Raw genomic sequence first — 21693 nt, 5'->3', positions numbered from 1 at the left:
ATGAGGGCGCAACCGCCCCGACTCCAACTGAGAAGGAGGTTCCGCCTCGGCTACGTCACCCGACTGTTACCGGCGACTTGTCCGGCCCCAGCTTTCTGTCGAGAGTCTCTCAGACCCAGCCCTGCAGCTCGCGGCGAACGACCTTTTCCAGCACCGTCATGCCGTCCTCGCTGTCGTTGAGGCAGGGGATATGCGCGAACTTCTCGCCACCATTCTCATGGAATGAGTGGGCGGCCTGTTCGGCGATCTCCTCGAGCGTTTCCAGACAGTCGGAGACGAAGCCGGGATTGATGACGGCGATGCGCTTGACGCCGTCCTGAGCGAGCTTCTCCACGGTCTTGTCGGTATAGGGCGGCAACCATTCCTCCGGCCCGAAGCGGGACTGGAAGGTGACCATGAAGTTTTCCTTGGTCAGCCCGAGGCGCTCGCGCAGCAGCCGGCCGGTCTTCTGGCATTGGCAGTAATAGGGATCGCCCTCTTTGAAATAGGACATCGGAATGCCGTGGAAGGAGGCGAGCAGCATTTCCGGCTTCCAGTCGAGCGTCGAAAGGTGCTTTTCGACGGATTGGGCGAGCGCCTCGATATAGGTCTCGTCGTCATGATAGTCGGGCACGGTGCGCAGCGCCGGCTGCCAGCGCATGGTGAGCAGCTTCTGGAAAGCCTTGTCGTTGACCGTCGCGGTCGTCGCCGCCGCATATTGCGGATAAAGCGGGAAAAGCACGATACGGTCGCAGCCTTCTTGCTTCAGCGCGTCGATGCGCGAAGCGATCGACGGCGTGCCGTAGCGCATCGCCCAGTCGACCTTGACATTTTCGAGATCCCGCAGGCGCTCGGTCATCAGTTCCGACTGGTTGCGCGTGTAGGTGCGGAGATAACTTTCGTTTTTCTCCTTGTTCCAGATCAACTGATAGGCCTTGCCGACTTTCTGTGGACGGGTGTTGAGCACGATGCCAAAGAGGATCGGATACCACTTCCAGCGAGACCATTCGATGACGCGGCGATCGGTCAGGAACTCCTTGAGATAGCGGCGCATTGAGGTGTAGTCGGTGCCGTCGGGCGTGCCGAGATTGACCAGCAGGACGCCGATCTTGCCTGATTTGATGGCTGGATGATCTGCCGGACGGAGTGAAATATCTGCTGTCATTCTGGCCCCAACGGTCGTTGTCTCGTCGGCTGATACGCAGCCTCGAGAACATGGTTCACCCTATAGAAAGAAAAGCCGACCCGGGAAACCCCGGGCCGGCCGATGGTGTCGAGACAAATCGTCTTACTTTGCGGGAACCTGGATCTCCTTGCCGACCGTCAGATGACGTGGGTTGGGCTTGCCATTGGCGTCCGAAAGCTTCCGCCACAGCGTACCATCGCCATAGAAGGTCTCGGCGAGATCCCAGAAGGTGTCGCCCTCGGCGATGACGTGGGTGGACGGCGTGGCGGATGCGGGAGCGGCGGCCGGGGGAGGCTCCGTAGCTGGAGCAGGGGCGCTCGGGGCCGGTGCGGGCTCTGCAGCGGGAGCCTGTGCAGAAGGTGCAGGCGCCGGTTCTGCGGGAGCGGGCGTTGCCGGAGCCGGGCTCGGTTCGGCAGATGGAGCGGGAGCTGCAGGCGCAGGGGCCGCGGGTGCCGGAGCGGCGGGCGCCGGTTCCGCGGAGGGTGCGGGCGCGGCCTGCGCCACCTCGTTGATACGGCCATCGGTATAGGGCTTATAGGGCGAATGCGCGGCCACGTAGTCGGCAGTCACGTCGGCGAGATCCGGACCGTAATCGTAAGCGTTCTTGCCTTCCTTGAAGATCGAATAGCCATCGCCGCCTGATCGCATGAAGTTGTTGGTGGCGATCTTGTAGGTCTTGGCCGGATCGATCGGCGCGAAATTGTCGCCCTCCTTCACCTGAACATCGCTGACGCGGCTGCCGACAGGCTTCGATTGGTCGAACGAGAACTTCAGGCCGGCGACCTGCGGGAAGCGGCCGGCGCCCTGATCGATTTGGCTGACGCCGTTCTCAAGCGCCTTGACGACTTCCGCGCCAGTGGCTTCAAAAGTGGCGAGGGTGTTCTGGAAAGGCAGAACGGTGATGACTTCGCCCTGCGTGACATCGCCGCCGTCGATAGACGCACGCAGGCCGCCACCATTCTGAACGGCGATGGTGACGCCCTGGCTCCTTGTACGGTCAAGCATGGCGTCGGCCACCAGATTGCCCATCGAGCATTCCTTGACGCGGCAGACCTTGCGATCGCCCTCGATAGGACCTTCGGAGGAGCCGATCACCTTTTTGCGCAGTTCTTCGATCGGTTTTGCCAGTTCGGCGACGCGGGTGACGACGGCCGGATCGGGTGTAAAGGACGAGTCAATCAGGATTGGATCGCCCTTGGCATCCTTGACGACGCCATTGTCGTCGAAGTTGACGACGATGTCGCCGAGATACTTGCTGTAAGAGGCGGCCTGGACGACCGGCACCTTATAGCCACCGGGGTTGTCGACCATCGTCGGATACGGGCCTTCAGCCTTCGGATCGGTATTGGAAAGCAGGCTGTGGGAGTGGCCGCCGACCACGACATCAACGTCCGGGATCTTGGCGATGAACGCCAGGTCGCGGGGATAGCCGACATGGGTCAGCGCGATGATCTTGTTGACCCCCTGGCTTTTCAGGTCCTGCACGGCTGATGTGATCGTCTGAACGTCATCTTCGATCGTGACATTCGGGCCGGGCGAGGAGAGCTCCGGCGTATCATTGGTGACGGCGCCGACGATGCCGATCTTCTGGCCGCCGACATCGAGCACCAGCGAGGGCTTGATGCGATCGCCGAGCTTTGAGACGGCACTCGCCTTGACGTTCGCGGTCACGACGGGAAATTGCACCTTGTCGAGGAAGGTCGCAAGCCCATCCTCGCTGTCGTCGAATTCATGATTGCCGACGGTCATGGCGTCGAACTTCATCAGATTCAAAAATTCGGCTTCGGCCGCGCCCTTGTAGGTGGTGTAAAAGAGCGAGCCCTGGAAATTGTCGCCGGCATTCAGGAGAAGGACATTCTTGCCCGACAGCGCCTGGCGGCGCTGGTCGATCGCAGTCTTCAGGCGGGCGGCGCCGCCGAAGCATTCCTTCTTCCCTTCCTCCTCGGCCGAGCAGGTGGAATCGAATTTGTTGATCGACTCGATGCGTGAATGGAAATCGTTGATGTGAAGAATATTGAGTTCGTAATCGGCAAAGGCGGCGCCCGCGCTCAGCGCCAGCATGGACGCGGTCAAAAGACCGAAGCTGAAAGACTTCGTCATCCCTGTTCTCCTGATTGAGGCGAAAGATCCCCCTGATCCACGCCAATCCCTTCCAAAGTCCGCCGGGTCGGTTTCCCGGCGAGCAGATGTTCCATCAGACGATTCACAACCGCAAGGGAAAGCTGGATCAGAAGGGATTCTTTCCAAGAGGACCGGCACAAAAAAGCGGCCTCTTAAGCGGGCGTCATCGCCTTCGACATGAGACCAGCATCAGCAGGACAAGGTGACCAGAAAGAGATTCGCACGGTAACCAGCACAAGACCGTCAGCGCATCCGCTCTTTTCAGCCGCGGCGGGAAAGTGTGAATTGTGCACCGGAATCCGAAGTGCAGTTGAGCTGGGTAGGATTGACGAGGGCGCAATTAACCTTGGACTGTGTCTTGCGCACCAGCGAGGTCATGTTGATCTCGACCAGTGTCGGCGAGGTATTGATATAGGTGCCGGAAGCAAGAAGCTGGTTGCTATCGGTCGTGCGGGTGGTGAAGGTACCGCCCTGGAACGTGGAGACGATGCCGTTCGGATCGCTCCAGCTGCCTTCAACGCCGTTGGCGGCGGGCGTGGCTGCAACCGGCAATGGCCGTGGCTCCGGCGAAACGCAGGAGGCAAGAGCGGCCGCTGCACCGACAAGAACGAGACCAGTTCTGATTTTCATAAGGCTTCTCCCGGCGAATCGGCGTGGCGGTCACCCGCCAAGTTCGGGCAAAACATGGCGTGCGTCTGCCATGATGGCAAGGCTTGGAGCAGTGGGGACGGCATTTATACAGCCAGCGTTACAAAAATGCCCGCCTCGCGGCGGGCATCTTCAAAGTTGCACCGACAATGTCAGCGAACGAGGATGTTCCTGAACTGCCAGGGATCCTTGGTGTCGATATCCTCAGGAAACAGACCGGGACGGCCGTCTAGTGGCGTCCAGTCGGTATAGTGGCCTTCGACCGGGCCGAGATAGGGCATCTGCACGTCGAGGCAGCGCTTGTAGTCAATCTCGTCGGCTTCGACGATGCCGGCCTTCGGGTTTTCCAGCGCCCAGACCATGCCGGCGAGAACGGCGGAGGTCACCTGTAGGCCGGTGGCGTTCTGGTAAGGCGCGATGCGGCGGGTTTCTTCCAGCGACAGGCGGGAACCATACCAGTAGGCATTCTTCTCATGACCGTAAAGCAGGACGCCGAGTTCGTCGATGCCGTCCTCGAGCTCCTCCTCGTCGAGAACGTGGTGGACCGGCTGCGGGGTGCCGCCGTTGCCGAACATCTCATGCAGCGAGAGCACGGCGTCGTTGGCGGGATGGTAGGCATAATGGCAGGTCGGACGGAAGGTGACTTCGCCGTCCTTGTCGCGGACCGTGAAGTAATCGGCGATCGAGATCGACTCGTTGTGGGTGACGAGGAAGCCGTATTGCGGGCCGGGGGTCGGGCACCAGGTGCGCACGCGGGTGTTGGCGCCCGGCTGCTCCAGGTAGATCGCCGCCTTGTTGCCCTTCTTGTGCTTCTTGGCATTCTTCGGCATCCACTGCTCGTGCGTGCCCCAGCCGAGTTCGGCCGGCTGCATACCTTCGGAGATGAAGCCTTCGACGGACCAGGTGTTCCAGAAGACGTTGAGCGGCTTCGGATGTTTTGTGCGCTGGGTGTCGCGCTCGGCGATGTGGACGCCCTTGACGCCGACTTTCTTCATCAGTTTGGCCCAGCCTTCGCGATCGTGCTGGTCCGGTTCCTCGAATTTAACACCGGTATCATTGGCGAGGTTGACGAGCGCCTGCTTGACGAACCAGGAGACCATGCCCGGATTGGCGCCGCAGGTGGAGACGGCGGTGGCGCCGCCGGGGTTTTTCGCCTTTTCCTTGCGCACCGTCTCGCGCAGCGCATAGTTGGTGCGGTCGGCATTGCTCATGCCCTTGTCGAAATAGAAGCCAAGCCAGGGCTCGACGACCGTATCGATATAAAGAACATCGAGCTTGCGGCACAGCTTGATGATGTCGAGCGAGGAGGTGTCGACCGAGAGGTTGACGCAGAAGCCCTGGCCTTCGCCTTTCGTCAGCAGGGGCTTCAGCAGCTCCTTGTAATTGTCCTTGGTAACATATTCCTTGATGTGGCGAACGCCATGTTTCTTCAGGATCTCCATGTCGGAGGGTTCTTCACGCGGGTCGATGACGACCATCCGGCTCTTGTCGAATTTGAAGTGGCGCTCGATCAGGGGCAGGGTGCCGCGGCCGATGGAGCCAAAGCCGATCATCACGATCGGACCGGTAATTTCGGCATATACCGGATAGTTCTGTTCCGTCATTCTTTTCTCCTGTGGAAGGGGACGAAGGCGCTCAGCCTGAAGAATTCTTGTGAGATTGCCGCAGAAATTGCGAAGTGACCGGCTCTAATCACAAAACGCCGTCACAATAAAGAGCGTTGACGGGGAAAGGCCAAATATCGGCGCGACAAGATGCCCTGACCGAAAATCACCGCTTCAGGATTTCCAATCCTTCGACCGTCGTCGTTATCGCAAGTTCGGTGATTTCGTATTCGGCGACCCCGTGGACGGTGAAGGGGTCGGCGGCGACATAGGCTTCGATTGTGGCACGGTCGCCGATGGCGAGGATCGCGCCGCCGGTACGCGGCACCTTACGGCCGGAGGCGAGGAACCAGCCCTTGGCGTAACCGTCCTTCACCCAGGCCATGTGCGGCTCCATGTGCCTGTCGGCTTCGTCGCTGGATTTAACGTAGGTGAGGGAGAGAATGAACATGGTCAATTCCTCAGGAGGTTTGCGCGGATCAGGCCGCGCAGCGAGTTGCCGACATAGAGCGTGCCGGCATCGAGATCAGCGAGGCTCAAGCGGCCGACGCGGGCCTTGCGCGCGCAGATGAGTTCGGTGCGCAGCACGCCGGCGAGCAGGCCGCAGGAGATCGGCGGAGTGCGTAAAATGCCGCTTCCGTCGTCGAGAAAGATGGAGGTGATGGTTCCCTCGCAGACCTCGTCGCGTTCGTTCAAGAGGATGACTTCGTCGGCTTCCGCCTGAGCATATTCGGAGCGCGCGGTTTCGTAGACGGCGCGTCGCGTGGTTTTGACCCGCAGCAGCCGGTCGGCGGAATCGAGGCGCGTTGCGGCGAGGCGGGTGGTCCAGACGGTATCAGGCGCCAACGGGACGAAGGCCGCGCTCTTCACCTCGATGCGGCCTTGTGCGTCGAAGGTCATGCGGATGCGCAGCGGGCCCTTTGCCTCACTGACGACTTTATCGAGCTTCGCCGCTGCGCCGAGCGGTTGCGGAAAGCCGAGGCGGCGGGCGGAGCGGGAAAGCCGGGCGAGATGCAGGCGCAGGCGGATGAAGCCTTCCCCAGGCTGCCAGCGCAGTGTCTCGATCAGCGAGAAATCGGTCATCGCGCGATCCACTGGTCGCCGACGGCGAAGCGCGCCTTGAGCAGGCATTCCTCATATTCCGCCTCGGCGGTGGAATCGAAGACGATGCCGCCGCCGACATTGAAGACCGCCCTGCCGCCGCCAAAAAGCGTGACGGTGCGGATGGCGACGGCAAAACGCATGGCGCCGGTCGGCGAGATCATGCCGATCGCACCGCAATAGGCGTCGCGGGGATCATCCTCGAGTGCGTGCAGGATCTCCATCGCCCGTATCTTGGGCGCGCCGGTGATCGAGCCGCAGGGAAAGAGGGCGGCAAAGATATCGCGGATCGAAAGGCCGGGGCGAAGTCTTGCCTGCACATGGCTGACCATCTGGTGGACGGTCGGATAGGTCTCGATCTCGAAGAGCTTCGGAACGGTGAGCGTGCCGACCTCGGTGATGCGGGAGATATCGTTGCGCAGCAGATCGACGATCATGCGGTTTTCGGCCTGGGTCTTGATATCTGCCCGCATGGCCGCGATGATTTCGGCATCTTCGGCGGCGGTAGCGCCGCGTTTTGCCGTGCCTTTCATCGGATGAGTTTCGATCCAACCTTGCTCATCGGTGCGGAAGAAAAGTTCGGGTGAACGCGACAGGATGATCGGGCCGCCGAGATCGATCAGTGCACCGTATTTCACAGGCTGGCGTTCGATCAGCGACCAGAAGGCGGCACGAGGATCGCCGCTCCAGCGGGCTTTGACCGGCATGGTGAGGTTTGCCTGATAGGCGTCGCCGAGCCTCAGGTGCTGGTGAAGGCGGTTGAAATGCTCTTTATAGATAGGGAAATCCCAGGCGGCCTTCGGTGCGGTGAGGAATTCCTCGTTTTCGAGACGCTGTTTCGGCTGGGCGAGCGGGTGTGTGTCCGGCTGCGGAGCATCGAATACGCCAAAACAGAGGAGCGGCGTTTCGCGACCTTCTCCGGCGAAGGCAGCGAGTTTTTCTTCGAAGAGATATCCGGCCTCGTAGGCCATGTAGCCCGCAAGCCATTTGCCCTCGGCCTTGGCCTCTTCCATGCGGACAAGGCCGGCGAAGAATTCGCTGCGCGTCCGAGCGACGATGATCTCAGCCGGCTTGGCGAAAAGCATCACCTCGTCGGTCGTGTCGTCGCGAAAAAGGATATAGGGTTGGTCGGCCACGCGACACTTTCAATTTGTTCTGCTCTCCATTGCTCGAGGTGAGATGGGGAGGGTGAGATACTTCCCTCTTCTCCCCATGGGGAGAAGATACCCGAAGGGCAGATGAGGGGGCGGAGCGACGTCCTGAGCAGATGCGAAGGACAGCTTCTGCTATGTCGCCCCCTCATCCGCCTGCCGGCACCTTCTCCCCCGAGGGGAGAAGAGACTCATTGCTGCCTCTCCGCTCCTGGCGACGAGAATTCACCCCTTGTCTAACGCTTCCAACTCATCAATCAGCCCTTCGATCATCGACAGGCCCTGGCTCCAGAACGACGGATCGGTGGCGTCGAGGCCGAAAGGCTTCAAGAGTTCGGAATGATGCTTGGTGCCGCCGGCCTTGAGCAGTTCGAAATACTTCTCCTGGAAGCCCTTCTCCGCCTTCTGGTAGACGGCGTAGAGCGAATTGACCAGGCAATCGCCGAAGGCATAGGCGTAGACATAGAAGGGCGAGTGGATGAAGTGGGGGATATAGGCCCAATAGGTCTCGTAGCCCTCTGAAATATTGATCGCCGGCCCGAGGCTTTCCGACTGGACGGAGAGCCAGAGTTCGCCGATGTCGTCGGCGGTGAGTTCGCCTGCCTTGCGGGCGGTGTGCAGCTTGCGCTCGAATTCGTAGAAGGCGATCTGGCGCACGACCGTGTTGATCATGTCCTCGACCTTCTGGGCAAGCATCGCCTTGCGCTCGCGCCTGTCGGTCGTCTTTTCCAGGAGCGCGCGGAAGGTCAGCATCTCGCCGAAGACCGACGCGGTTTCGGCCAGCGTCAACGGCGTCTGGCACATCAACGCGCCTTGCGCGCTGGCGAGAACCTGATGGACACCGTGGCCGAGTTCATGGGCAAGCGTCATGACGTCGCGTGGCTTGCCCATATAATTGACGAGCACGTAAGGGTGTGCCGAGGGAACCGTCGGATGAGCGAAGGCGCCAGGCGCCTTGCCGGGGCGAACCGGGGCATCGATCCATTGCTCGTCGAAGAAACGCCTGGCGATATCGGCCATCTCGGGGGCGAAATTGCCGTAAGCCGATAGCACCGTGTCCTTCGCGTCGGACCAGGAGATCACGGCGCTCGACGTTTCCGGAAGGGGCGCGTTGCGGTCCCAGAAATTCATCTGCTCCATGCCGAGCCATTTCGCCTTCATTCTATAATAGCGGTGCGAAAGGCGGGGATAGGCTTCGCGGACGGCTGCGGCCAAGGCGTCGACAACCTCTCGCTCGACGCGGTTTGCCAAATGCCTGGAGTCGGCGATATCCTCGAAGCCGCGCCAGCGGTCGGAGATATCCTTGTCCTTGGCAAGCGTATTGGTGATCAGCGTGAAGATGCGGATATTCGCCTTGAAGGTTTCGGCGAGCGCCATGGCCGCTTTGCGGCGCACTTCCGGATCCTTCTCCTGCAGCATGTTCAGCGCCACCTCGAGCGGCACTTTCTCGCCATCGATCTCATAGCGAAGCTCCGCCATGGTTTCATCGAAGAGGCGATTGAAGGCGGAGGCCGATGTCATCGACTTCTCAAGGAAGAGCTGCTCCAGCCTGTCATCGAGCTGATAGGGCTTATCTTTGCGCAGGTCGATCAGCCAGGGGCGATAATGGCCGGCATCGGGGTCATTGGCCATGCAGGCGTCGATCACGGCGTCATCGATCCGGTTCAGCTCGAGCGCGAAGAACAGGAGATGGCCCGAGAATTCGGTGATTTTGGCCTGGACGTCGCCGTAGAGCTTGCCGTTTGCCGGATTGGTGGTGTCGGAAAAATAAGTGAGGGCGGCAAAGGAGCCGAGGCGGCCCATGATGTCGTCAAGCGCCTCATATTCCTTCAGCGCCGCGCCGATGCCTTCGGTGCCAGTCTTCGCCGCTGCTTCGGCGAGTTTGCCCTTCCACTTTTCTTCGAAAGCGATCGCGGCCTTGCCGGCCTTTTCCATGTCGGCGACGAAGGCGGTGGACGTGACGGAGGGATAAAGATCCTGCAACTTCCAAACCGGCAGGTCGCCGAGCGCCGGATCGGCCGCCGCCCCGGCTGGCGTTGCTGGCGAGAAAAAAAACCCGGCGTGCAGGGGCTCGATTTTCATGGGCGCAATTCCTCTCCACTTTATGACAGGTCTGCTTGAATAAGCGCGAGAAGGCCCCGCATCAAGGGTCTTTCGGCGCATAAAAGGCCTCGCTTCGGCACGAAATCGGGTCTTCGCAATCGTTAAAATGCAATTATTTCTCAAAACTGGATGTTCAAGCCTTTCTGCCAGAGTGCGCTTCATGGTTTCGCATGAAGTGGAGCGACAATGACCGGTTACAATGAGCTCAAGGGAGCAGGGCAAATCCTCGTGGTCGAGGACGACCCGGTGCAACGCCGTCTGCTCAAGAACGCAATCGAGCGTCACGGCCATGTCGTGCACCAGGCCGAAAACGGCCGCATCGGCCTGGAAATGGTCAAACGCGACAGCGGCCTTTTCAATGTCATCGTGCTCGATCTGATGATGCCCGAGATGACCGGCCTCGAGTTTCTCGATGCGCTTCACGAATTCGGCACGCAGATCCCGGTCATCGTCCAGACGGGCCAAGGCGGCATCGAGACCGTGGTGCAGGCGATGCGTGCCGGCGCCTTCGATTTCGTCGTCAAGCCGGTGTCGCCCGAACGCATCGCCACCTCGATCTCCAACGCGATGAAGCTAGACCAGCGCGAGGTGAAGGCGCGGGCCGGACGCCGGTCCCGCTCGGGCTCCGTCGGCTTCGACGACATTGTTTCGGCCAGCCCGGCGATGATCCGCGTCATCGATCTGGCCCAGCGGGCGGCGCAATCGAACATCCCGGTCGTGCTCGAAGGCGAATCCGGCGTCGGCAAGGAGTTGGTGGCCCGCGCTATCCAGTCCGGCGGCGACCGCTCGAACAAGCCTTTCGTCACCGTCAATTGCGGCGCGATCCCGCACAACCTCGTCGAAAGCATCCTCTTCGGCCACGAGAAGGGCGCGTTTACCGGCGCGACCGAACGTCACATCGGCAAATTCATGGAAGCCGATGGCGGCACCATCTTCCTCGACGAGATCGGCGACCTGCCGCTCGAGGTGCAGGTGAAACTCCTGCGGGCCGTGCAGCAGGGCGAGATCGAGACGGTCGGCGCGCGCACCGCGCACAAGGTCAATGTCCGGCTGATCTCCGCGACCAACAAGGATCTGATCGAAGAGGTCAAGAGCGGGCATTTCCGCGAGGACCTCTATTATCGCCTCAACGTCTTCCCGATTACCATTCCGGCTCTGCGCAAGCGCAAGGAAGACATCCCGCATCTGGTGCGCGTCTTTACCGACCGCTTCTCCAGCGAGCAGAAGAGCGGCCGCCGCATGACCGTGAATTCAGGCGCGTTGGCACTGCTGACCGCCTATGATTGGCCGGGCAACATCCGCCAGCTCGAAAATGCGATCTTCCGTGCGGTCGTTCTCGCCGAAGGGCCGGAGCTGACGGAGGCGGATTTCCCGCAAATCGCCGCCCAGCTTCCAGAATATGAAGTGGTGGACCACCTGGCGCTCGTTGCCGACAATACCGGCCTCGACCCTGATGAAGCCTATGGCGAGGAATACCAGGCGCCGATGCCAAGTGAGGTGCATCACCGACTGTCGGAGACTTCTGAAAACGCCATTGCCAGTGTCAATCCCTCCGGAGATGTGCGCAAACTTGCCGACGTTGAGGAGGAGCTCATCCGATTCGCGCTCAAATTCTATCGTGGGCAGATGAGTCAAGTGGCGCGCAAACTTGGCATCGGCCGGTCCACACTTTATCGCAAGCTAAAAGATTACGGCATAGATCCCGATAATCCCCAGAAAGATGCGGCTTAGGCCTTATTTATTAAGACTCGGGCAACCACGATTTGTTACTGATCATAAACCACTTGTTAGTGGCTCGTTCACTATGTAAAGAAAAGGTTGATCATGTGTGGCATTTTTGCCATCGTGTGACCGCATTTGACAGTCATCTGGGACAGTACGGGACATTGTCTGTCTGACGGGGATCGAGTTGCCGAATCTGAATGGGAATTCCAAGCCTTCGCGCTTGAGCTGGCGTTCTTTGTGCGCCGACATTTGCGGAAAGGCAGTGAGGACGGCGGCGGCCGCCCTTCTTGCGCTTGCGGTTTCCTCGCCGGTATTGGTCGGTACGCCTTCCCAAGCAGCGGGCGAAACCCGCAGCCTCAAGCTCTATTTCATCCATACCGGCGAAAAGGCCGTCATCACCTACAAGCGTAACGGCAAGTTCGACCCGAAGGGTCTGGAGCAGCTGAACCGGTTCCTGCGCGACTGGCGCAAGAACCAGCCGACCAAGATGGATCCGCGCCTGTTCGACCTGATCTGGGAAGTCTACCGCCAGAGCGGTTCGCGGGACTACATCAACGTCGTCTGCGGTTTCCGTTCGCCGGCAACCAACGAGATGCTGCGCGGCCGCTCGCGCAATTCCGGCGTCGCCGAAAAAAGCCAACACATGCTCGGCAAGGCGATGGACTTCTTCATTCCCGACGTCAAGCTTGCGACGCTCAGGGCCATCGGCATGAAGATGCAGATCGGCGGCGTCGGCTTTTATCCGAAATCCGGTTCGCCCTTCGTGCACATGGATGTCGGCGGCGTTCGCGCCTGGCCGCGTATGAGCCGCGACGAGCTTGTCCGGCTTTTTCCGAACGGCAACACCATTCATATCCCGGCTGACGGCAAGCCGCTGCCCGGTTATCAGCAAGCGATGGCCGACTACAAGCGCCGCGTCAGCGGCACGCAGATCGAGATCGCCAGTGCTTCTGAATCGGCGCCGAAGCATAAGACGCTGTTTGAGGCGCTGTTTGGCGGCGGGGCTGACGAACAGGAAGATGATTCCGACGATTCGGCTCCCGTTGCTGTCGCCAAGGCGACGCCGCCGAAGGCGGAGCCTGCTCCTGCCGAGCCGCAGCAGGCCGAAGTCGCAGCCCTGAATGCGCCGGTGCCGCAGGTTCGCCCGGCTTTCAGCAACCAGCCGGCCGGCAGTGAAATGGCCAGCGCACTGGTGGCGCCCTCTTCGGGTAACGCCGCGCAGCAGGCCCTCGTCGCGGCGCTTCCGGCCGATCAGGCCCAGCCACAGCAATTCGCCGATCTCAGCGCCTACAGCATTCCCGTTCCCTCGCTTCTCGGTCAGCGCCGCGCGCCGGGTGACGCCGAAGTCGCGTCGATCGATCCGAACATGCAGAACGGAATGCCAGTTCCCACTCCGGTCGAGCGCCCTGCCGTTGCTGAAAATCTGCTTGCTGCGGCGGATGCCGATCCCGAAGCGGAGGCAGACGAGGCCGATCAGGATGGCGGCCTGTCTCCTGCCATCGCCGCCGCGCTCGAGCAGCAGAACAAGGATACGCAAAGCCAGGTCGCCTCGCATGAGCCTCAAATGAGCGTGGAGCAGGCAATCGCCGCCGCGATGCCACAAAAGGCGCCCGCCGAAAAGCCGTCATTGCAGCTCGCTGCCTTGGCGCCGGCGACGAAGTCGGCAAGCTTCGGCGATGCTTTCGACGCCCCGGCTGCCGAGAGCCCCGCGCCGCAGCCCCTCCCGGTCAAGGGCGGCCGTCCGACGCAGAAGGAAGCCGCCGCAGCCGATGCCAGCCGCGCGACGGTGCGTACCGAGCCGAAGCTGACGCAGAAGATGATCTCGCAGTGGGCGCTGACCAATGCCCGTCTCGAAATGGCGTCCAAACAGGTCAAGGCGCCGCGCTTCGTCAGCCAGACGATGCGCGCCCAACCGACCGCTGTCTATGCCGAGGGCTTCAACGTCAAGACCGCCTCAGTCGACCCGGCCCGTTTCAGCGGCAACGCCGTCAACTTCATGGAAGTGCGTAAGTTCAATACGAACTGAGCTTGCTGATCGCGTCAGACCGAAAACCGCCGGAGCGATCCGGCGGTTTTCTTCTGACTATTCGATCGGCTGGACAGTTGGAGTGCCAGCAAGATCCGGCGCAAAAGAAAAGCCGCCGGAAGGTCCGACGGCTTTTATCGAAGCAGCGACGTCGGCGAATCAGCCTTCCGGCGGCGCTTCGATCATGCCGAGCGCGTGCAGATAGGTGTCGAGGATGGCTTCCTCCTCCATGCGCTCCTGCTCGTCCTTCTTGCGCAGCGCCACGACCTTCTTCAGGATCTTGGTATCGAAGCCCATTCCCTTGGCTTCGCCATAGACGTCCTTGATGTCGTCGGCGATTGTCTTCTTTTCTTCTTCCAGCCGTTCAATGCGCTCGATGAAAGCGCGAAGCTGATCGCGGGCGACGCCATGAGCATCAGACATCGTGTTCTCCTGATTTTTCGGTGATCAATTCGGGATGCACGTGACTGCCGCGAAGCGGCGTCACGGTCAAGCCTGTTAAAGGCCAAGCGGACTATTTGTGTGGCTTGTTCAGGTCAAATGCCGCCTTTTGCACAGGCGAGGCCTCCTTCTGATGGAGGTTCTTCCAATCCTCGTAGGGCATGCCGTAGATCATCTCACGCGATTCGTCGCGGGTGACCGGAACACCTTCGGCCTCGGCGGCCTCGCGGTACCAGTTCGAAAGGCAGTTGCGGCAGAAACCGGCCAGGTTCATCAGATCGATGTTCTGGACGTCGCTGCGGTCACGAAGATGCGCGACCAGACGGCGGAAGGCGGCGGCTTCGAATTCGGTCTGTTGTTCCTTGCTGAGCGTAGTCATCTCGCTCTCCTTTCATTCCGTGGGCCTCAATAGGGGCCGGTGCGCGACGGATGGACGTCGTATTCGTGCAGGGCCGGATCCGCATTCATCGCTGCAAAAATCGGCGCCAGGCGCTCGGCCCATGCCGATATGCCGGCTTCATCCGCGATCAAATCCTGACGCACTTCGAGCAGGGCATGTGGGATTCCTGTCACCATACAATGGCGGTACATGGTATCGCCCTTCAAAGCGCCGTCATAGGGTTCGTTGTCGCCGACGACGAGATCGGGATCGGCGCGCAGCTTGTCGAGCAGCGGGCCGACGGCGCGCCGGTCGCTGTCCCAAAGAACGGCGGCGTGCCAAGGTCGGGGAATGCTCTTCCATGCCGGCGTGAAAGAATGCAGCGATAGCACCAGCGGTGCCTTGCCTGTGCTATTCGCCACCGCGTCGATCATGCCTGCCACGGCCTCGTGGTAGGGGCGATGAAAGGCTTCGATCCGGTAAATCCACTCCTGCGGCGTGATCGGGTGATTGCCTGGGATGACGGCGCCGTCCGAGATCTTCATGATCAGCGTCGGATCGTCTTCTCCGCGGTTCGGGTCGATCAGCAGCCGCGAGAAGCCGCCGAGCACGGCTGGTATGCCGAGCCTCGCTGAAAGCTGTCGCGTCAGGCCTTCGATGCCGATGTCATAGGCGATGTGGCGGGCGAAGGCAGACTCCGGCAGGCCGAGCCTTTCATACCGGGCGGGAAGGCGGTTCATTGCGTGATCGGCGAGGATCACCATGCCTTTGTCATGTTTTCCGGGTAGAATTTCGAAGGATTGGAAGTCGTCCATGAAGGAATTGCCGTTGCTCATTGCCCAGTCGCGCCCAGTGATTGCATGAGCCCGCGACCGGTTCAAGCGCGACGGGCGGCGACAGCGGATATGAACCTTTGCGGACCGTTATGAAAGGGAATATAATCGATTAGCATTGCGTTGACTTTCGGATGGCGGCGGCGCAAGAAGGCACGGATATGAATAACCGTGGAGCTATTTGGGAGCCGTGTTGATTCAAGCCGCGCCAAGTTTCCTCACGCGGTCCGGACCGCTGGTCCGACTCGCCCTGTTTGCTCTTGCAGCCGCCATGCCCTTCTTCATCGCAGATGCCGCACGCGCCGATTTTCGCGTGTGCAACGGAACGCAAAATCTGGTTGGGGTAGCGATCGGATACAGAGCCAAAGACGGCTGGATCACGGAGGGCTGGTGGCAGGTGCCGGCAACGACTTGCGCCACGCTGATCGAGGGAGAATTGCAGTCGCGTTATTATTACCTCTACGCAGAGGACGCCGCCCGGGGAGGACGGTGGACGGGGGACGTGCAGATGTGCGTGGCGGAAAACGAATTCAAGATCTCGGGCGTGCAGGATTGTTATGCCCGGGGCTACCAGAAGATGGGATTCAAGGAATATGACACGGGCCGCCAGGGCAGCTGGATGGTTCAACTCTCCGACACCCCAGGGACGCAAGAAAGTCAGAATTGATGAAGCGCAATCGCAAAATTAAAATCCTCGCCACCCTCGGGCCCGCCTCCGCCGAGGAATCGATGATCGAGAAGCTGCACCAGGCCGGTGCCGATGTCTTCCGCATCAATATGAGCCATGCGAGCCACGACCTGATGCGAACGCTCATCCAGCGCATCCGCTCGGTCGAGGCGCGTTCAGGCCGGCCGATCGGCATTCTCGCCGACCTGCAGGGACCGAAGCTGCGCGTCGGTAAGTTTGTCGACAGCAAGGTCGATCTGAAACCCGGCCAGACCTTCACGCTCGACAACAATGAAGCGCTCGGCGATGCCACACGCGTCTACCTGCCGCATCCCGAGATCCTGGAATCGGTGCAGCCTGGCCACCGTCTGCTGATCGATGACGGCAAGCTCTGCCTGCGCGCCGACAAGTGCGACGGGAAGAGCATCGTCACGACGGTGATCTCCGGCACGCGCATTTCCGACCGCAAGGGTGTCAGCCTTCCCGACACGTTGCTCGGCGTCGGTGCGCTGACAGACAAGGACCGGTCCGATCTCGACGCCGTGCTCGCCACCGACGATGTCGACTGGGTGGCGCTTTCCTTCGTCCAGCGTCCAGACGACCTTGCCGAAGTGCGCAAGATCGCCCGCGGCCGCGTCGGCCTGATGTCGAAGATCGAAAAACCGCAGGCTCTCGAGCGCATCGAGGAGATCATCGAGCTTTCCGACGCTCTGATGGTCGCCCGCGGCGATCTCGGCGTCGAAATGCCGCTCGAATCGGTTCCAGGCATTCAGAAGCAGCTGATCCGTGCCTGCCGCCGTTCGGGCAAGCCGGTTGTCGTCGCCACGCAGATGCTGGAATCGATGATTTCAGCGCCGGTGCCGACACGCGCCGAAGTATCAGACGTCGCGACCGCCGTCTTCGAAGGCGCCGATGCCGTCATGCTCTCGGCCGAATCGGCCTCGGGCGACTATCCGGTCGAAGCCGTTTCGACCATGGCCTCGATTGCCACGGCCATTGAGCGCGAGCCGCATTATCCCGGCATCATCTATGCTCAGCGCGCCCAGCCGGAAGCAACCGGCGCCGATGCGATCTCGCTTGCCGCCCGTCAAATCGCCGAAACGCTGAAGCTGTCGGCGATCGTCTGCTACACCTCGTCGGGCACGACGGGTCTCCGCGCCTCGCGCGAGCGCCCGCAGGTGCCGATCCTGGCATTGTCGCCGATCATCAAGACGGCGCGCCGGCTTGCCATCGTCTGGGGCCTTCATTGCGTCGTCACCCATGACGCGACCGATCTCGACGACATGGTCAACCGCGCCTGCCGCATTGTCGCCGATGAAGGTTTCGGCAAGCCGGGCGACCGCATCATCATCTCGGCCGGCGTGCCGCTCGGCACGCCGGGCGCCACCAACATGCTGCGCATCGCCTATATCGGTTCGGACGGCCAGAGCGGCGTCTGATCCGATCGCATCTGTGATTAAGCCTGCTGCATAAAAGGGCGGCAGGCTTTTTTTTCGTTCATGTGACCAGGCATTGCCAAGGGATGCGGCGCATGCAAGTCTCGATCCTCGGGTTTGGAGGGATCATCATGGATATCGTCACTCTTTTGGCTTTCGCGGCCGTTTCCTTCGTCGGTATCGCCACACCAGGACCGACAGTGCTGCTGGCGTTGACAAATGGTTCTCGGCATGGGCTGCGCCGCGCGGTCGCCGGCATGGTTGGCGCGGTTCTTTCGGATTTCGTCCTGATCGGCGCCGTGGCTGTCGGACTCGGCACGCTGCTTGCGGCATCGGAATTCTGGTTCTCGATGCTGAAATGGGCGGGTGCCGTCTATCTCACCTTTCTCGGCATCATGCTCTTGCGCTCGAAGGGCACGATCGACGCGGCGCTGAAACCCGATGAGGCGGCCGCGAGATCGACCTTTTCGATCGGGCTCAAGAGTTTCATGGTCGCGGCGACGAACCCGAAGGGATATCTCTTCTTCTCCGCCTTTCTGCCGCAGTTCATCGAGCCCACCCAGCCGCAGACGGCGCAGTATTTGCTGCTCGCCCTTGTCTTCGCTGTGCTCGATTTCATGATCATGTTCGGTTACGCTTTCTTCGGCTCGCAGGCGGTCCGTTTCCTGAAAACGTCAGGCGCCTTATGGCTGGAACGCGCATGCGGCGGCGCGCTGCTCGCCCTTGCGGGATCGCTTGCCTTTTACCGTCGGGCCACCGCCTAAACTCATCGGGCCAAGGACATATGGCCGACGCGGTAGGTTTGTGCGTCATCTCCGATCTCGGGAGGCTCCCGCCACAAGCTGAAGCGTATGCGGGTCCATGTCGTCGGTTCGAAGCCGGAGACGGAGGCGAGTGCGCCTGCCGCCAGATCGGCTTCGGCCTCTGCGATTTCGGCCCGCCGGAGATCGGCAAGCGGTGCATGGGCTTCAGTCTGCAGAATATTGCGGGTTGCGAAGGCGGCAGCGGCGATATCGGGCGAGATTTGCGCCTCCCATACGATCCAGGTCTTCACCTGCGGCCAGCCGAAGGCACTGGTGAGCGCCTGGAAACCCGTGCCGCAGAGGAAGTCGCCTGCCCGTTCCGGCCTCCGCCAGAGGTAGAAGGGCGCATACAGGTTGTCGCGGCTGCCGAATTCGCCGATGCGGGCGCTGAGATAGGCTTTGAAGCCGAGATTGGGGAAGCCGTCGAGCAACGGCCCCTTGTCGCGGATGCGGCGGTCGATGATCGACATGTCGTAATCGGCCGGCAGGGTAAAGCTGTATTGCATAGCGATCATGGCCGTGCCTCCACTGGATCCAGCCATTCGACAAAGCTGCCATTTTCCGCCGGCTGGATGCTGATATAGGTGAACGGGCTGTCAGCGGCGGCGCCATGCCAGTGGCGTTCGCCGGGCGCAAACCAGACCGCATCGCCGGCACGCAATTCCTCAACCGAGCCGCCCTCGTTCTGTGCCAGGCCCTGTCCCGCAAGGACATAGAGCAACTGCCCCTTGGGATGGGTGTGCCAGCGGGTGATGGTGCCCGGATCGAGCGTGGCACGCATCGCGGTATTTTCGCCGTCGGTGCCTTCGAGCAGCATCTCAACCCAGAAGGGCGCGGTTGCCACGCCTTCGGGCGAGCGGGTCACCTTACCAGGTCGCCTGACGGTCATCGATTTCGGGTTCGAAGCGCTCATTGCCGGCCTCCGGCTATCTGCAGCCGCCAGTCCGGATCGGTCATTTGGGCGATTCCGTTGCCGAAGGACCAGTCCTCGGGCGCGCTGGTGCTGACGACGATCATCAGATCTTGCGGCCGAAGGCCCGGCGATTGGGTCAGCAGCTCGGCGACCCGCCGATACAGCGCTGCTTTCATCTCACCCGTTCGCGGCCGGCCGATCGTGACCGAGATATAGACGAAATCGTCCGAGCGAGGGCCGGCAAGATAGCTGCGGTCGAAGATCAGTTCATTCTCATCATGCTGATGGATGGCCTGGAAGCGGTCGTTTTCGGGCACGTCGAAGGTCTCGACCAGTGCGCGCTGGACGTTGTCGGCAAGCGCTGCGAGATATTCCTGTGACTTGCCTTTGCGAAGAGAAATGCGAACGAAGGGCATTGGGATCTCCATGGTTCGGGCCGTCCGGCGGCCTTGACAACAGCATCATCGCAGCACAGTATGATGCTGAAAATCAGAATTTTATGGATCAAATATCCCAAAATTTGGAACAATACGATGCGGCGGACGATCTTCGATCTCGATGTGCTGCGGACCTTTTCGACCGGCATGGAGCTCGGCAATTTCGCCAAGGCGGCGGAAAAGCTTGGGCGTTCGACGTCAGCGGTCAGCGCGCAGCTGAAGAAGCTGGAGGAACAGGCGGGCACCCCAATCTTCCGCAAGGCGGGCCGGGGGCTGGCGCTGACCGATGCCGGCGAAACAATGCTCGGTTACGCCAGACGGCTGCTGGAGCTCAACGATGAGGCGGCGGCGGCCGTGCACAGCGTCGAGCTGGAAGGCTGGGTGCGGCTCGGCCTTCAAGAGGATTTCGGCGAGACCCTGTTGCCCGAGGTGCTCGGCCGTTTCGCTCGCGCCCATCCAAAGGTACGCATCGAGGCTCGAGTGGTGCGCAATGCCGAACTGCTCGATCGGGTCACCTCAGGCAAGCTCGACCTGGCGTTGGCCTGGAGCGATGGGACGTTGACGGCACATTGTGAGGCGATCGGCGAGGTGCCGATGTGTTGGATCGGGCCTGCAGAAGGGCAGCCCGTCTGGCATGCTGCGAGTGGCGAGCCAATGCCGCTTGCCTCGCTGGAGGCGCCGTGCCTGTTGCGCAATGCGGCGACCCGGGCGCTTGACGAGGCTGACATTTCCTGGCGGCTCGCCTTTGTCAGCCCCAGTCTTGGCGGCCTCTGGGCCGCGACGGCGGCGGGCCTCGGTTTTACCATCCGTACCCCGGTCGGCCTGCCGGCAAAGGTCCGGACGCTTCAGCCGGAGGCCGTCGGCCTGCCTAGTTTGCCGAAGCTCGGGCTGGTCCTGCATCGGGCCGAGGCCGAACTACAACCGGCCGCGGCCCGGCTTGCCGAGCTCGTGCAACAGTCGGTGCGGGGCGCCCTGCCAGCGAGTAATGGCCTGATATCTCATTGACCCGTGCGAAGGGCGCTTCATGGCGCAGCCCGGCCTTGCACGTTCTGAGCCTCTTCGGCTCGAACAGGAGGACGGCGTCTATTCGCCGGTCGAGACCGCGATCCGCCGGCCGCTTCACCTGTCGTAGCGAGAAGGGGCACCGGTGGTCGCCGGCTGGGTACTCACATCTGCCGTTCCAGCTGGGCGTTGCGACGGATCGCCTGCGGCGGCTGACCGAAGGCGCGCAAAAAGGCGCGGCGCATGCGTTCGCGATCGGCAAAGCCAGTTTCGTCGGCAACCACGTCGATCGAATGGCGGCTTTGCTCCATCATCAGCCTGGCGGCTTCGAGCCTCAAGTTCTCGACGGCCTTGGCCGGCGATTGGCCCGTTTCCGCGCGGAAGGCGCGGCTGAACTGGCGGGGGCTGAGATGAGCGGCTTCCGCCAGTTCTTCCACCGAAAGCTGAGATTTCAAATTGCTGCGTGCAAAGTCCAGCGCCTTCTGAATGCGGTCCGATTTCGGTTCCAGCTCCAGTAGCGCGGAAAATTGCGACTGACCGCCGGCGCGGCGGTGATAGACGACGAGCATCCGCGCAATAGCGCGGGCGACTTCGATGCCGTGGTCCTTCTCAACCATCGCCAGCGCAAGGTCGATCCCGGCGGTCATGCCGGCGGATGTCCAGACCGAACCGTCGATGATGAAGATGCGATCCTCTTCCACCCTGATCTTCGGATAACGCGCCTTCATCTCGCGGGCGAGGCACCAATGCGTCGTCGCGCGGCGACCGTCGAGAATACCGGCTTCGGCGAGGAAGAAGGCGCCGGTGCAGATCGAAGCGACGCGGCGGGAGGCACCTAGTGCGGCGCGAATGAAGGCGCTTTCGCCAGGCTTCGGCAAGATGAGGTCAGGTGCGCCGACGACGACCAGCGTGTCGAAGACCGGATCGCCGAAAGGCTCGGTCTCGACCGACATGCCGAGCGAGGTGCGCAATGTTCCGCCCGCTTCGGAGATGTAGGTGATGTCATAAGCCTTCCGGCCGAGTTCGAGATTGGTGAACTCGAAGACTGAGACAGCGGCCAGGCTCATGATCTGAAAGCCGGGATAGAGCAGGAAAGCGACGTGCTGAATGGCTGAACCTCCTGTGTCTTAAAAGGTGG

The 21693-nt window shown here is 61.3% G+C and carries 21 protein-coding genes and 1 pseudogene; 7 read left to right on the top strand and 15 right to left on the bottom strand.

The genetic code is table 11. The features are described 5' to 3' along the window. Window positions 1-109: 109 nt before the first annotated feature. The 8 genes from hemH to NXC14_RS18660 form a co-directional block, all read right to left on the bottom strand. The gene (gene hemH, locus NXC14_RS18695) at window positions 110-1144 is read right to left on the bottom strand and encodes a ferrochelatase (protein WP_085779401.1); all 1035 of its coding nucleotides are present in this window, start codon (window positions 1142-1144) and stop codon (window positions 110-112) included. 123 nt (window positions 1145-1267) lie between these two features. Then, entirely contained in the window at window positions 1268-3265 is a 1998-nt protein-coding gene (locus tag NXC14_RS18690) for a 5'-nucleotidase C-terminal domain-containing protein (RefSeq protein WP_085779400.1), read from the bottom strand. A gap of 282 nt (window positions 3266-3547) precedes the next feature. After that, a complete protein-coding gene (gene omp10, locus NXC14_RS18685) occupies window positions 3548-3916 on the bottom strand; it encodes an outer membrane lipoprotein Omp10 (RefSeq protein ID WP_085779399.1) in 369 nt (122 codons plus the stop codon). A 170-nt stretch (window positions 3917-4086) separates the two neighbouring features. Beyond that, on the bottom strand, window positions 4087-5538 hold the full coding sequence (locus tag NXC14_RS18680; RefSeq protein ID WP_085779398.1) for a homospermidine synthase: 1452 nt from the start codon (window positions 5536-5538) through the stop codon (window positions 4087-4089). 166 nt (window positions 5539-5704) lie between these two features. After that, window positions 5705-5989, bottom strand: coding sequence for a YciI family protein (locus NXC14_RS18675; protein WP_085779397.1), 285 nt, complete (start codon window positions 5987-5989; stop codon window positions 5705-5707). 2 nt (window positions 5990-5991) lie between these two features. Beyond that, a complete protein-coding gene (locus tag NXC14_RS18670; RefSeq protein ID WP_085779396.1) occupies window positions 5992-6621 on the bottom strand; it encodes an aminotransferase class IV family protein in 630 nt (209 codons plus the stop codon). Then, entirely contained in the window at window positions 6618-7724 is a 1107-nt protein-coding gene (locus NXC14_RS18665; protein WP_245362166.1) for an aminodeoxychorismate synthase component I, read from the bottom strand. The genes NXC14_RS18670 and NXC14_RS18665 overlap by 4 nt, the downstream gene beginning before the upstream one ends. Before the next feature lie 291 nt (window positions 7725-8015). Further along, window positions 8016-9872, bottom strand: coding sequence for a M3 family oligoendopeptidase (locus NXC14_RS18660; RefSeq protein WP_085779394.1), 1857 nt, complete (start codon window positions 9870-9872; stop codon window positions 8016-8018). Window positions 9873-10079: 207 nt separating this feature from the next. Between NXC14_RS18660 and NXC14_RS18655 the strand changes: the two genes are divergently transcribed. Next, on the top strand, window positions 10080-11624 hold the full coding sequence (locus tag NXC14_RS18655; RefSeq protein ID WP_085779393.1) for a sigma-54 dependent transcriptional regulator: 1545 nt from the start codon (window positions 10080-10082) through the stop codon (window positions 11622-11624). Between the two features lie 178 nt (window positions 11625-11802). Then, window positions 11803-13644, top strand: coding sequence for a DUF882 domain-containing protein (locus tag NXC14_RS18650; RefSeq protein ID WP_085779392.1), 1842 nt, complete (start codon window positions 11803-11805; stop codon window positions 13642-13644). Between the two features lie 159 nt (window positions 13645-13803). On the opposite strand, the gene NXC14_RS18645 is transcribed toward NXC14_RS18650, so the two are convergent. The 3 genes from NXC14_RS18645 to NXC14_RS18635 all read right to left on the bottom strand — a co-directional run bounded on the left by NXC14_RS18645 (window position 13804) and on the right by NXC14_RS18635 (window position 15279). Further along, window positions 13804-14067 (bottom strand): DUF2312 domain-containing protein, encoded by a 264-nt coding sequence (locus tag NXC14_RS18645; RefSeq protein WP_008533181.1) that lies wholly within the window; start codon window positions 14065-14067, stop codon window positions 13804-13806. Window positions 14068-14158: 91 nt separating this feature from the next. Beyond that, complete coding sequence (locus tag NXC14_RS18640) at window positions 14159-14464, bottom strand: DUF1244 domain-containing protein (protein ID WP_085779391.1); 306 nt, start codon at window positions 14462-14464, stop codon at window positions 14159-14161. Window positions 14465-14490: 26 nt separating this feature from the next. Beyond that, a complete protein-coding gene (locus NXC14_RS18635; RefSeq protein ID WP_085780190.1) occupies window positions 14491-15279 on the bottom strand; it encodes an N-formylglutamate amidohydrolase in 789 nt (262 codons plus the stop codon). Window positions 15280-15478: 199 nt separating this feature from the next. Here NXC14_RS18635 and NXC14_RS18630 point away from each other — a divergent pair, with 199 nt between their 5' ends. From NXC14_RS18630 to NXC14_RS18620, 3 genes are all read left to right on the top strand, one after another. Further along, entirely contained in the window at window positions 15479-15964 is a 486-nt protein-coding gene (locus NXC14_RS18630; RefSeq protein ID WP_011426762.1) for a DUF1036 domain-containing protein, read from the top strand. Continuing rightward, window positions 15964-17403, top strand: coding sequence for a pyruvate kinase (gene pyk, locus NXC14_RS18625; RefSeq protein WP_085779390.1), 1440 nt, complete (start codon window positions 15964-15966; stop codon window positions 17401-17403). The genes NXC14_RS18630 and pyk overlap by 1 nt, the downstream gene beginning before the upstream one ends. Window positions 17404-17531: 128 nt before the next feature. Then, the gene (locus NXC14_RS18620; RefSeq protein ID WP_085779389.1) at window positions 17532-18164 is read left to right on the top strand and encodes a LysE family translocator; all 633 of its coding nucleotides are present in this window, start codon (window positions 17532-17534) and stop codon (window positions 18162-18164) included. A 2-nt stretch (window positions 18165-18166) separates the two neighbouring features. Here the strand turns inward: NXC14_RS18620 and NXC14_RS18615 are convergent, their stop codons facing one another. The 3 genes from NXC14_RS18615 to NXC14_RS18605 are packed head-to-tail and all read right to left on the bottom strand — an operon-like array spanning window position 18167 to window position 19532. Continuing rightward, window positions 18167-18718, bottom strand: coding sequence for a DUF4865 family protein (locus NXC14_RS18615; RefSeq protein WP_085779388.1), 552 nt, complete (start codon window positions 18716-18718; stop codon window positions 18167-18169). Further along, window positions 18715-19116, bottom strand: coding sequence for a cupin domain-containing protein (locus tag NXC14_RS18610; protein WP_085779387.1), 402 nt, complete (start codon window positions 19114-19116; stop codon window positions 18715-18717). The genes NXC14_RS18615 and NXC14_RS18610 overlap by 4 nt, the downstream gene beginning before the upstream one ends. After that, window positions 19113-19532: a tautomerase family protein gene (locus NXC14_RS18605; RefSeq protein ID WP_085779386.1), complete on the bottom strand. Its 420-nt coding sequence runs from the start codon at window positions 19530-19532 to the stop codon at window positions 19113-19115. The genes NXC14_RS18610 and NXC14_RS18605 overlap by 4 nt, the downstream gene beginning before the upstream one ends. A gap of 117 nt (window positions 19533-19649) precedes the next feature. Between NXC14_RS18605 and NXC14_RS18600 the strand changes: the two genes are divergently transcribed. Continuing rightward, window positions 19650-20558, top strand: coding sequence for a LysR substrate-binding domain-containing protein (locus NXC14_RS18600; RefSeq protein ID WP_085780189.1), 909 nt, complete (start codon window positions 19650-19652; stop codon window positions 20556-20558). Between the two features lie 7 nt (window positions 20559-20565). Next, window positions 20566-20685 (top strand): annotated as a pseudogene (locus NXC14_RS33430) (phytanoyl-CoA dioxygenase); the annotation flags it as partial. Window positions 20686-20719: 34 nt separating this feature from the next. Here NXC14_RS33430 and NXC14_RS18595 read toward each other — a convergent pair. After that, window positions 20720-21664: a GlxA family transcriptional regulator gene (locus tag NXC14_RS18595; protein ID WP_085779385.1), complete on the bottom strand. Its 945-nt coding sequence runs from the start codon at window positions 21662-21664 to the stop codon at window positions 20720-20722. Window positions 21665-21693: the final 29 nt, after the last annotated feature.

This window comes from Rhizobium sp. NXC14, assembly GCF_002117485.1.
GTDB lineage: Bacteria > Pseudomonadota > Alphaproteobacteria > Rhizobiales > Rhizobiaceae > Rhizobium.
The sequence above is the reverse complement of the archived record's forward strand: the minus strand, read 5'-3'. Positions and strand labels throughout refer to the sequence as shown.